The sequence below is a fragment of the Phenylobacterium sp. GW821-FHT12F10 genome (assembly GCF_058806695.1).
Genome location: NZ_JBXAPY010000002.1, coordinates 471,254 through 482,352 on the forward strand (window position 1 = coordinate 471,254; position 11,099 = coordinate 482,352).

The 11,099-nt window shown below is 68.4% G+C and carries 11 protein-coding genes; 4 read left to right on the forward strand and 7 right to left on the reverse strand.

The window, feature by feature from the left end; all coding sequences use genetic code 11:
- Positions 1-46 precede the first annotated feature (46 nt).
- The 4 genes from AC1RN5_RS14755 to AC1RN5_RS14770 all read right to left on the reverse strand — a co-directional run bounded on the left by AC1RN5_RS14755 (position 47) and on the right by AC1RN5_RS14770 (position 2,319).
- Complete coding sequence (locus tag AC1RN5_RS14755; protein ID WP_493041906.1) at positions 47-262, reverse strand: hypothetical protein; 216 nt, start codon at positions 260-262, stop codon at positions 47-49.
- 147 nt (positions 263-409) lie between these two features.
- Complete coding sequence (locus AC1RN5_RS14760) at positions 410-571, reverse strand: hypothetical protein (RefSeq protein ID WP_421934865.1); 162 nt, start codon at positions 569-571, stop codon at positions 410-412.
- A gap of 124 nt (positions 572-695) precedes the next feature.
- A complete protein-coding gene (locus AC1RN5_RS14765) occupies positions 696-1,343 on the reverse strand; it encodes a hypothetical protein (protein WP_493041907.1) in 648 nt (215 codons plus the stop codon).
- 244 nt (positions 1,344-1,587) lie between these two features.
- Positions 1,588-2,319, reverse strand: a complete 732-nt coding sequence (locus AC1RN5_RS14770) for an HAD family hydrolase (RefSeq protein ID WP_493041908.1) — start codon at positions 2,317-2,319, stop codon at positions 1,588-1,590.
- 154 nt (positions 2,320-2,473) lie between these two features.
- On the opposite strand from AC1RN5_RS14770, the gene AC1RN5_RS14775 reads away from it, so the two are divergent.
- Entirely contained in the window at positions 2,474-4,264 is a 1,791-nt protein-coding gene (locus AC1RN5_RS14775) for a long-chain-acyl-CoA synthetase (RefSeq protein ID WP_493041909.1), read from the forward strand.
- Positions 4,265-4,674: 410 nt separating this feature from the next.
- Positions 4,675-5,547, forward strand: coding sequence for an NAD-dependent epimerase/dehydratase family protein (locus tag AC1RN5_RS14780; RefSeq protein ID WP_493041910.1), 873 nt, complete (start codon positions 4,675-4,677; stop codon positions 5,545-5,547).
- Here the strand turns inward: AC1RN5_RS14780 and AC1RN5_RS14785 are convergent.
- On the reverse strand, positions 5,544-7,040 hold the full coding sequence (locus AC1RN5_RS14785; protein ID WP_493041911.1) for a sensor histidine kinase: 1,497 nt from the start codon (positions 7,038-7,040) through the stop codon (positions 5,544-5,546). The two genes, AC1RN5_RS14780 and AC1RN5_RS14785, sit on opposite strands and share 4 nt — an antisense overlap.
- Before the next feature lie 113 nt (positions 7,041-7,153).
- Here AC1RN5_RS14785 and uvrC point away from each other — a divergent pair, with 113 nt between their 5' ends.
- A complete protein-coding gene (uvrC, locus tag AC1RN5_RS14790) occupies positions 7,154-9,022 on the forward strand; it encodes an excinuclease ABC subunit UvrC (RefSeq protein ID WP_493041913.1) in 1,869 nt (622 codons plus the stop codon).
- 35 nt (positions 9,023-9,057) lie between these two features.
- On the forward strand, positions 9,058-9,678 hold the full coding sequence (pgsA, locus tag AC1RN5_RS14795; protein WP_493042144.1) for a CDP-diacylglycerol--glycerol-3-phosphate 3-phosphatidyltransferase: 621 nt from the start codon (positions 9,058-9,060) through the stop codon (positions 9,676-9,678).
- Here pgsA and AC1RN5_RS14800 read toward each other — a convergent pair.
- Together AC1RN5_RS14800 and AC1RN5_RS14805 are read right to left on the reverse strand one after the other, a co-directional pair.
- Positions 9,675-10,565: a pirin family protein gene (locus AC1RN5_RS14800; RefSeq protein ID WP_493041914.1), complete on the reverse strand. Its 891-nt coding sequence runs from the start codon at positions 10,563-10,565 to the stop codon at positions 9,675-9,677. The two genes, pgsA and AC1RN5_RS14800, sit on opposite strands and share 4 nt — an antisense overlap.
- Before the next feature lie 10 nt (positions 10,566-10,575).
- Positions 10,576-11,073, reverse strand: coding sequence for an Lrp/AsnC family transcriptional regulator (locus tag AC1RN5_RS14805; protein WP_421934876.1), 498 nt, complete (start codon positions 11,071-11,073; stop codon positions 10,576-10,578).
- Positions 11,074-11,099 lie beyond the last annotated feature (26 nt).

The following is an 11,099-nucleotide window of genomic DNA, read 5'->3' on the forward strand; positions in this document are numbered from 1 at the left end:
CCGGAAGTGAAATTTCGGACAGCTTTCGCGTGTCCGGTCGTCGGATTCAGCCCGGGTCGATATCGGCCGGGGGCGGGGCGTCGCGCGCCAGCAGGGCGGTCCCCTCCGGCGTGATGTCCCAGCCCTCCTGGCTGCGGTGGGCCAGGCCCAGCTCGGTGAGGGCGCGGGCGTCGGCGATGTTGACGAAGCCCACGGCCTCGCCGGTCTTCTTGCGGGCCAGATCACGCAGGGTCTCGACCTGGCCGCTCGTGAGATCGTCCATCGGAAAGCCGTTCACTGACAGGAAAGCGCGCCGACGGGCCGGCACGCTCGGAGCCTAGCGGCGAGCCCCGCCAGGATCAATCGCGCGGACTCGGCTCGACGCGGGGTCGAGCGCCTGAACCGGCGCCCGCCTCATGGGGTCGCGCGTCTAGAACAGGCCGGCGCGTTGGCCGATCACCGCGATGGCGATGACGATCAGCACCACCTGGATGATCCAGTTGAGGGGCGAGGGGATGGGCATCTTCTGGACGGCGAACAGGGCCAGGGCCAGGAGAACCACGACGACGAGGATGACGATCAGGATGGACATGGACCTCTAACCTCCACCGTGCGGGAAGGTTCCGGGTGACGAAAAAGGGCGGCGCCCGGAGGCGCCGCCCAGTTTGTCGGGGCTGGTGAGAGGGGAGGCTCCAACCCCGGAGATCAGTGACCCTTTACGGGGTCGGAACGGTGGCCGCCTCGGGCTGGACCGAGTCCGGGGTGGCTTCGGCCGGGGCCGGATTGACCGGCGCGGGGGCCGCCGTCACCGGCGGAACCACGATGGCGGTCGGGGCTGAGGCCGACGTCTGGGCCGAGCCCGAATAGGTCATCGGGGCCGACGGCAGGGTGGCGCTGGCGTCCTGACCCGCGGCCTCGGCGCTGGGCGCCGCGGCGGGGCGGGCGCGGGCCACGCGGGTGGGCGTGGCGGCGACCCGAGCCGTGGCCCTGGGCGTTTCGATCCGAGCCGGGGCGATGCGCGGCGTCTCCGGAGCCATGGCGGCCGGGGCCTCAAGGGCCGCGGTCTGAGCCGGAGCGGGCGCCAGCATCGGAGCCGGGGCCACGGTGGCCGCGGCGCTCGGAGGCGGAGCCTCGTCACGGGGCGCGCCCATCAACATGACGGCGGCGCCGAGGGCGAGGGCCACGGTGGGCACGGCGATGAGGGCCGCCGGATGGATGCCGCCCTTGGCCTTGCGGCTCTTGGGACGGGCGTAGATCGGGGTCTCGGCGAACATCGGCGTGTCGCCGGCCAGGGCCGGCTCGTCGCGCTCGAAGTCGGCGGCGGTGAAGGTGGGCTTAGCGAAGGGGCTATATTCGACAGTCATGTTTCAGACCTCCCAGTGTTGTTCGGGAGATTAACGAAGCGGCTCCTCACACGTTCCGTGATTTCGAGCCGGAACCCCGGCGCGACGGGGTCCGAAGCGCCGCTATTGCCTATGGAATACCGGTTTGCGGTGATTCAATTTTTCTTCGATAACTTGAGTTTTCGACTGGTTGTTGGTCAATATCCGTCCATCATCATGCCGAATTCTCTCAAATTCGTACCGCAATCGCGCCTTAATTGACGGCTCAGCTCAAATCGGCGGTCAGTTCGGCGATGGAGCGCACGATGCGGTCGGGGATGACGGGGCTGTCCTCGGGCAGGCCCGTCCCCAGGTGGTCGTGCCAGATGGCGTAGATTCCCAGGCGCTGGGGGGCGGCGACCTCCCATTCCAGATTGTCCCCCACCATCCAGGTCTCCGCCGCGGTGACGCCGAGCGTGGCCATGGCGTGGAGGTAGGCCATCTCCTCAGGCTTGCCGAAGCCGGCCTCGCCTTCGATCTGGATATGGTCGAAGCGGTGGGCCAGGTCGAAGCGCTCGATCTTCTGCCGCTGGACGGCGGCCGCGCCGTTGGTCACCAGGGCCAGCTTCACGCCACGGCGCTTCAGCTCGTCGATGGCCTCCAGGGCGCCGGGGAAGAAGCGGATCTGTTCCTCGCGATAGGCGTCGAAGCGCGCGGCGAAGGCCCGGGCGACCTCCGGGGTCAGGCCTGGCGCGTGGGGGCGCAGGTGGGCGAAGGTCTCCTGGACGATGCCCAGGCGGGCGGCGGTCAGATCCATGCGGCCCGCCCGGTGGCGCTCGGGATCGGCCCAGTAGGCGTGGAAGGCGCGCTCCAGAGCCTCGGTCACCTCCGCAGGGCCGGGGGGCGTGAGGTCGGCGGCGAACGCCTCGGCCACCTCGGCCAGCAGTTGCGGGCGGCGGCCCAGGGAGATGAGGGTGTCGTCCAGGTCGAACAGGATGGCGCGGGGCAGGGCTGTCATGGAACCAGACTAACCGAGAGGCCGGGCGCCGGACTGAGTCCTTTGCGCCACGGTCGGGTTCGCCTGACGCGGGTGTGACGTCAGGTATCCAAGGCCCCGCTTGACCCGGCGCGCGCCGCCCCGCCAAGGTGTCTTCGACGTCGGAGGGGTATGCATGAGTTTTAAGGCCCGGCTCGAACGTGAGTGGCGGTTCGTACGCGGCCTTAACCGCACCCTGAAGCGGGTGAAGACCATTGCGCCCACCTCGCCCAACCTGATCTGCGACGATCTGCAGGTCGCCGTCGACCAGTGGCGTGACCGCAGGGCCCTGACCTTCGAGGGCAAGACGCTGACCTATGGCGAGATGGACGCCATCGCCAACCGCTACGCCCACTGGGCCAAGACCAACAACCTGCGGCGCGGCCAGACCGTGGCGCTGTTCATGCCCAACCGGCTGGAATATTTCCCCATCTGGTACGGCCTGACCAAGGTGGGCGTGGTCACCGCCCTGATCAACAACCAGCTCTCGGGCCTGGCCCTGGCCCACTGCCTGAACATCTCCGGCGCCGGCCACGCCATCGTCGACGGCGAAACCTCCCCCGTCTTCGAGCAGGCCCGCGGCCTGCTGGAGCGGCCCATGCAGCAGTGGGTGCTGGGCCACGCCGTCGGCGACCAGCGCGACCTCTCCCAGGCGCTGAAGAGCTGCAGCTCCCTGCCGCCGGACCGGATGGTGCGCGAGGGCATGACGGCGCACGACACCGCGCTCCTGATCTACACCTCCGGCACCACCGGCCTGCCCAAGGCCGCCAGGATCACCCACGTGCGGGCCCAGCTGTTCATGCGCGGCTTCGCCGGTGCGACGGGGGCCACCGAGAAGGACCGGGTCTACAACCCCCTGCCGCTCTATCACTCCACCGGCGGCCTCTGCGGCCTGGGCGCGGCCCTGCTGAACGGCGGGTCGGTGGTGCTGAAGAAGAAGTTCTCCGCCTCCCACTTCTGGTCGGACGTCGCGAGCGAGGAGGCGACCCTGTTCGTCTATATCGGCGAGCTGTGCCGCTACCTGGTGAACCAGCCCCCCGGCGAGGACGACACCCGCCACCGGCTGCGCATGGCCTTCGGCAACGGCCTGCGCCCCGACGTCTGGGCCGAGATGAAGGCGCGCTTCCGCATCCCGGAGATCCTGGAGTTCTACGGCTCCACCGAGGGCAATGTGTCGATGTTCAACTTCGATGGCCGCACCGGCGCCATCGGCCGCGCGCCCAAGTGGCTGCGCAACAAGTTCAACATCCGCCTGGTGCAGTACGACGTGGAGGCCGAGGCGCCGATCCGCGGGACCGACGGCTTCTGCATCGAGTGCGGGGCCGGCCAGGTGGGGGAGTGCATCGGCAAGATCAACGCCGGCGACGCCCGCAGCGAATATACCGGCTATGTCGACAAGGCCGCCTCGGACAAGAAGATCCTGCGCGACGTCTTCGAGAAGGGCGACGCCTGGTTCCGCACCGGCGACCTGATGAAGCAGGACGCCGACGGCTACTTCTATTTCGTCGACCGGATCGGCGACACCTTCCGCTGGAAGGGCGAGAACGTCTCCACCGGCGAGGTGGCCGAGCGGCTGGAGGCCATCCCCGGCGTCACCGAGGCCAATGTCTACGGGGTGCAGGTTCCGGGCGCCGACGGCCGGGCCGGCATGGCGGGCCTGGTGGTGGACGGCAGCTTCGACATCAAGACTTTCGGTGAGCAGGTGGGCCGCGAACTGCCCCCCTACGCCCAGCCCGTCTTCGTGCGCCTGCTGCCGGCCATCGAGGTCACCGGCACCTTCAAGCACCGCAAGGTGGACCTGGTGGCCGAGGGCTTCGACCCCGGCAAGGTGAAGGGGCCGATGTTCTACAAGGACGGCGCCAAGGGCTATGTGAAGCTCACCAAGGCCGGTTTCGCCAAGCTGGAGGCCGGCGGGGTGAAGCTTTAGTCAGATCCTCCCCCAGGCGCGTAACGCCGATGTGGGGGAGGTGGCAGGCGGCGAAGCCGACTGCCGGAGGGGGATGGACGTAGTCCACACTCTGTTGAACAAGAGTCAAAGTCCCCCTCAGGCGCTTCGCGCCAGCTCCCCCAGAGGGGGAGCATCTTGTTGCGCAAGCTCGAGGCGGGTGGGGTGAAGCTCTAGAATTCCATGATCGTCATCCTCGGGCTTGTCCCTAGGATCCATAGACGCCGCGGTGAAGGCGATCCCCGGCGGCGAGGTTCGCGCCCTCTGTGTCGAGGCGGAGATCATGGATCCTCGGGACGAGCCCGAGGATGACGTTCTGAGGGTGGGGTGTTCACCGCCAAAACCGCAGCGGCTAAAGACCGCCTTAAATCCTCCGGGGCCATCCTCTCCCCATGTCCAAGCTCATTCTCGTCACCGGCGGCGCCGGGTTCATCGGTTCGTCGCTGTGCGCGCGCCTGGCGGCCGACGGCCACCGGGTGATCTCGATCGACAACTATTTCGCGGGAACCAAGGACGCCCACGTCGACGGGGTCGACTATCGCGAGGGGCACACCAAGGACATCGCGGCCCTGGTTCCGGAGACGCCGGACCTGGTCTTCCACCTGGGGGAATATTCCCGGGTCGAGAAGAGCCTGAAGGAGCCGGAGGTGGTGTGGGACCTGAACAAGGTCGGCACCTTCGGGGTGCTGGAGTTCTGCCGGGAGAAGGGCTGCAAGCTGCTCTACGCCGGGTCCTCCACCAAGTTCGGGGACGGCGGGCTGGGGCGCGACCAGAGCCCCTATGCCTGGACCAAGGCCACCAACACCGAGCTCGTGCGCAACTATGGCGACTGGTACGGGCTGAACTACGCCATCACCTACTTCTACAACGTCTATGGGCCGGGTGAGCGGGCCGGGGCCTATGGCACCCTGATCGAGATCTTCCGCCAGCGCCGGCTGGCCGGCGAGCCCCTGCGAGTCAACGCCCCGGGCACCCAGAAGCGCAACTTCACCCATATCGACGACATCGTCGAAGGCCTGGTCCTGGTGGGGGAACACGGCGAGGGTGACGACTTCGGCCTGGGCGACAGCCGCGCCTATTCCATCCTGGAGGTGGCCGAGATGTTCGGCGGCGAGATCGTCATGGGGTCGGAAGTGGCCGGCAACCGGATGAGCGCGGACATCGACACCAGCAAGACCCGCCTTCTGGGCTGGGCGCCGAGCCGCGCCCTGATCGACTATATCGGCCAGACGCCGGGCGCCCGGACCCAGCCCCGCCGCGCCTAGCCGGCGCGATCCAGGGGCAAGATGACCTGGCAGTGGAGGCCGTCCTCGCGATAGTCGAGGGTGGCCTCGCCGCCGAGCTCGCCCTTGAGGCTGCGCTCGATCAGGCGTGAGCCGAAGCCCTTGCGGGTGGGGGCGGTGACCTTGGGGCCCTTCTCCTCGGTCCAGCTGATCACCAGGCGCCGGTCGGTCACCGTCCAGCGCACCTTCACGCAGCCCTCAGGACTGGAGAGCGCGCCGTACTTGGCGGCGTTGGTGGCCAGCTCGTGGAACAGCAGGCCGAGCGCCAGGGCCTGGGCCGGAGAGAGGCCGAGGTCGGGACCCTCCAGCTTGTAGCGCTCGACGCCATGGGGCCGGAACTCGGCGCCCAGGATGTCGCGCAGGTCGGCGCCGCGCCAACTGGAGGCGGTGAGCAGGTCGTGGGTGGAGGAGAGCGCCATCAGCCGGGACTCGAAGGCCGCCTTGAAGGCCTGGGGGTCGGGGCTGGTGCGCAGGGTCTGGGCGGCGATGGACTGGACGGTGGCCAGCGTGTTCTTCACCCGGTGGTTCAGCTCGTCCAGCAGCAGCTTCTGCTGCTCCTCGGCGCGCACCCGGTCGGTGACGTCGCTGCCCTCCACGAAGACGCCGGCCGCCTGGCCGTCGGCGCCGAGGATCGGCTGGTAGATGAAGTCCAGGAAGCGTTCCTGGGGCGGCCCGTCGGGGGTGCGCTGCAGAAGGACGCTGATCGAGCGGCCGATGAAGGGCTCGCGGCTGGCCATCACCCCCTCGAGCAGCTGGATGAATCCCTGGCCGCGTACCTCGGGCAAGGCGGCGGCCACCGGCCGGCCGATCACCGGACGATGGCCGATGAGCTGGTTGTAGGCGTCGTTGGCGAGGGTGAAGGTGAGGTCCGGTCCGGTGAGCACGGCCATGAAGCCGGGCGCCTGGCGGAAGATGTCGCGCAGCTCGCCGGTCTCCTGCAGCAGGGAGAGGTTGGCCTCCTGCACCTCCTGCACCCGTTGGAGCAGGCTGGTCTCGCCGGGCCCGGGGGCCAGGGCGCCGGGACCGTGGGCCATCTCCTTCAAGGTCTGGAGCTCGGTGACATCGACGGTGTTCTGGACGATGAAGGCCACCTCGCCGTCGTCTCCCAGCAGGGGGGTATGGACCGCCGACCAGTAGCGCAGCTCCATCCCGCCGCCACGCGCGGCCGGCCGTTCGATGGCGTAGGAGATCAGCGCCATGCTGTCGGCGTGACGGGTCTCGATCACCCGCTCGAAGGAGGCCCGCAGCAGGCGGCCGCTTTCGCCGGGGTCGGGGAACAGGTCGAAGATATTGTGGCCCAGCAGCTCCTCGCGCGACCGCCCGACCACCTGGACATAGGCCTGGTTGGCGGCGACGTACCGCAGCGCCCGGTCCAGGACCATGTAGGGGCTGGGCAGGACGTCGAAGAGGGCCTGGTAGTCGATCTGCTGCAACACGTCGTCCCGCAAAGCCTTGAAGCCCGCGGGGGCGCTCAAGCGAGGTCTCTCTTAGCGAACCTGGTACATAGACGCACCGCGCGGAAAACCGAAGCCTGACGAAAGGTCGCGCCGCCGCTGCGCAATCGCCCGGACTCGCCTATATCTGCGCCATGCCCACGGACGTGACCCTGGCGCCCCTGAAGGGCGCGGCCCTGATCAAGGATGAGGTGCGACGCCTGCCGGATGCGCCGGGGGTCTATCGCATGATGGGGGAGGACGGCGAGGTCCTCTATGTGGGCAAGGCCAAGTCCCTGAAGAAGCGGGTGCTGCAGTACGCGCAAGGGCGCTTCCACACCCAGCGCATCGCCCTGATGGTGGACCTGACGAGGTCCATGGAGTTCGTCACGGTCCGCACCGAGACCGACGCCCTGTTCCTCGAGATCAACCTGATCAAGCAGCTGAAGCCGCGCTTCAACGTGCTGCTGCGGGACGACAAGAGCTTCCCCGAGATCGTCATCCGCCGGGAGCACCCGGCCGCCCAGCTGCGCAAGCATCGCGGGGCGCACACCATCAAGGGCGACTATTTCGGGCCCTTCGCCAGCGCCTGGGCGGTGAATCGCACGCTGAACACCCTGCAGAAGGCCTTCCTGCTGCGGTCATGTTCGGACAGCGTCTATGAGAGCCGCACCCGGCCCTGCATGCTGCACCAGATCAAGCGCTGCGCCGCCCCCTGCACGGGGCTGGTGAGCCTGGAGGACTATGCGGCCCTGGTGGAGCAGGCCGAGGACTTCCTGCGCGGCAAGAGCCGGGCGGTGATCTCCAAGATGTCGGGCGAGATGCAGGCCGCCTCCGACGACATGGAGTTCGAGCGCGCCGCCCGCCTGCGCGACCGCATCCGGGCGCTCGCCTCCGTCGCCCAGGAGCAGCAGATCAATCCGGAGACCCTGGAGGAGGCCGACGTCTTCGCCCTGTTCGCCGAGGGCGGGCAGGCCTGCGTGCAGGTGTTCTTCTTCCGGGCGGGCCAGAATTGGGGGAACCGGGCCTATTTCCCCCGGGTCGACAAGTCCGACGAGGACGTCGACATCATGGGCGCCTTCCTGGGCCAGTTCTATGACGACAAGCCGATCCCGCGCCTGATCCTCACCAATGTGGAGCCCGCCGAGCGCGAGCTGCTGAACGAGGCCTTCACCCTCAAGGCCGGCCGCAAGGTGGAGATCAGCCGGCCGCAGAAGGGCGAGAAGAAGGGGCTGGTGGACCACGCGCTCACCAACGCCCGCGAGGCCCTGGGGCGGAAGATGAGCGAGAGCTCGGCCCAGGGGAAGTTGCTGGCCGGGGTGGCCGAGGCCTTCGGCCTGGAGGCGCCGCCCGAGCGGATCGAGGTCTACGACAACAGCCACATCATGGGCACCAACGCGGTCGGCGGCATGATCGTGGCCGGGCCCGACGGCTTCCAGAAGAACCAGTACCGCAAGTTCAACATCAAGGGGACCGAGCTCACCCCCGGCGACGACTTCGGGATGATGAAGGAGGTCCTGCGCCGGCGCTTCGGCCGCATGGTCAAGGAGGAGGAGTCCGGCGAGGCCTCCAGCCCCCGCCCCGACCTGGTGCTGATCGACGGCGGCGCGGGGCAGATCTCGGCGGTGATGGAGGTGATGGCCGACCTGGGGGTGGACGACATCCCGGTGGTGGGGGTGGCCAAGGGCCCCGACCGCGACGCCGGGCTGGAGCGCTTCCACGTGGCCGGCAAGCCGCAGTTCATGCTCGAGCCGAAGTCGCCGGTTCTCTATTATCTGCAGCGGCTGCGGGACGAGGCCCACCGCTTCGCCATCGGCACCCACCGCATCAAGCGGTCCATCGACATGAAGAAGAATCCCCTCGACGAGATCGAGGGCGTGGGCCCGGGCCGCAAGCGCGCCCTGCTGCACGCCTTCGGCTCGGCCCGCGGGGTCTCCCGGGCCTCGGTGGAGGACATCATGAAGGTGGAGGGGGTCAGCGAACCCCTGGCCCAGCGGATCTTCGACTTCTTCCGCAAGAGCTAGCGACGGAAGCTGGGCTGGAGCGTTAGACTGCCATGATGAAGTCCCTGCCCAATATCCTGTCCGCCGGCCGCCTGGTCCTCACCGTCCTGATGTTCGTGGCCCTGGCCGCGGCGGCGGGGGGGGTGCCCTATGTCAGCGAACGCCTGACGCCCGAGACGCAGTTCGCCCTGCAGCGCTTCGCCTTCTGGGCCTTCGTGATCGCGGCGGTCACCGACTATTTCGACGGCTGGCTGGCCCGCAAGCTGGACGCCGTGACGGTCTGGGGGGCGATCCTCGACCCCATCGGCGACAAGGTGCTGGTGGCCGGCGCGGTGCTGGGCCTGATGGCGCTCGGCGCCCAGCCGGCGGTTGTGCTGCCGGTGGGCCTGATCCTGTTCCGCGAATTCACCGTCAGCGCCCTGCGCGAGGTGGGCGCCGGCAAGGGGATCAAGCTGCCGGTGACCCTGCTGGCCAAGTGGAAGACCACCCTGCAACTGGTGGGCCTGGGCGCCGAACTGCTGGTGGCCTCCTGGGGCGCCTTCCAGCTCCCGGCCGATCCGGCCATCCGTGAGCCGGTGACCCTGTTCGCCCATACGACCCTGTGGGTTGCGGCCCTCGTGACCCTGATCACCGGCTGGCAGTACTGGAACCAGACGCGGAAGGCGCTGGCCGCCTAGCTCATCGGATTCGCCGGCGGGCTCGGCTCGGGCAGGGGGATGAACTCCTGGTCGTCGGCGTCGGGCAGCTTCATGCGGCCGGCGCGCCAGTCGGCCTTGGCCTGCTCGATGCGCGCCTTCGACGAGGAGACGAAGTTCCACTCGATGAAGCGCGGCCCCACCGGCTCGCCCCCCAGCAGCATGACGATCGCCGGCGTCACGGCGGTGAACAGCACCGGCTCGCCGGGCTTGAAGACGATCATCTGGCCTTCGCCGAAGGTCTGGCCCTCCACCTCGACGGAGCCCTGGGCCACATAGGCGGCGCGCTCGGGATATTCGGCGGGCAGCTGCGCCTTGGCCCCGGCCTGCAGGGCCCAGTGGACATAGAACATCGGCGAGTGGGTCTTGACCTTCGCCTCCGCGCCGAAGGCCTTGCCGACGATCAGCCGGGCCCACAGGCCGTCCACCTCATAGGTCGGCAGGTCGGCGGCGTCGTGGTGGTGGAAGGCCGGGTCGATCTCCTCCTGGCCATCGGGCAGGGCGACCCAGGTCTGGATGCCGTGCAGGCGGCCGCCGTGGGCGCGCAGGGTCTCGAAGCGCTCGGAGTGGGTGATGCCGCGGCCGGCGGTCATCCAGTTGACCTCGCCGGGCTTCACCGCCTGGACCGCGCCCACGGAGTCCCGGTGGGTCATCTCGCCCTCGAACAGGTAGCTCACCGTCGAGAGGCCGATATGGGGATGGGGGCGGACGTCGACGTCGCGGGCGAAGCCGGCCGCGAACTGGGCCGGCCCCATGTGGTCGAAGAAGATGAAGGGCCCGACCATCCGGTGCGCGTGGAAGGGCAGGACGCGGCCGACCTCGAACCCACCAAGGTCCTTGCGGCGTTGTTCGATGACCAGATCGATCACGGGAGAACTCTTAGCTGTGGGCGCTCACATAGGGACTGACGAGGCCGAGCGGGGCGGCGGTGGTGTTCTTCACCGAGCGGATGACGATCCGGCTCTCGATATTGGAGACCAATCCCAGGGACAGGATCTTGTCACGCAGGAAGTCGTCGAAGGCGTGCATGTCCCGGGTCACGATGCGCAGTTCGTAGTCGGCCGAGCCGGTGACGGTGGCGCATTGCACCACCTCGGCCAGCTTGGTGATGGCCTGCTCGAAGTCGTTGAGGTTGTCCTTGGTGGGCAGGCTGAGCTTGACGGTGCAGTAGACTTCGAAGCCCAGGCCCAGCAGTTCGCGGTCCAGGATGGTCACCCGGCGCTGGATGATGCCCGAATCCTCCAGGCGCTTGATGCGGCGCCAGCAAGGGCTGGAGGACAATCCGACCCGCTCGGCGATCTCGGCGACGGACAATCCGGCGTCGTGTTGGATGAGATCCAGAATCTTAGCATCGACGGCGTCGAGGGCCTCGGACAAGTTTTCCTCCCACACTTGGCGCTTAT

Coding starts and splice junctions, on each gene's coding strand:
- AC1RN5_RS14755 (WP_493041906.1), bottom strand. CDS start 262: ATGGACGATCTCACGAGCGGCCAGGTCGAGACCCTGCGTGATCTGGCC.
- AC1RN5_RS14765 (WP_493041907.1), bottom strand. CDS start 1,343: ATGACTGTCGAATATAGCCCCTTCGCTAAGCCCACCTTCACCGCCGCC.
- AC1RN5_RS14780 (WP_493041910.1), top strand. CDS start 4,675: ATGTCCAAGCTCATTCTCGTCACCGGCGGCGCCGGGTTCATCGGTTCG.
- AC1RN5_RS14775 (WP_493041909.1), top strand. CDS start 2,474: ATGAGTTTTAAGGCCCGGCTCGAACGTGAGTGGCGGTTCGTACGCGGC.
- pgsA (WP_493042144.1), top strand. CDS start 9,058: ATGAAGTCCCTGCCCAATATCCTGTCCGCCGGCCGCCTGGTCCTCACC.
- AC1RN5_RS14770 (WP_493041908.1), bottom strand. CDS start 2,319: ATGACAGCCCTGCCCCGCGCCATCCTGTTCGACCTGGACGACACCCTC.
- AC1RN5_RS14760 (WP_421934865.1), bottom strand. CDS start 571: ATGTCCATCCTGATCGTCATCCTCGTCGTCGTGGTTCTCCTGGCCCTG.
- uvrC (WP_493041913.1), top strand. CDS start 7,154: ATGCCCACGGACGTGACCCTGGCGCCCCTGAAGGGCGCGGCCCTGATC.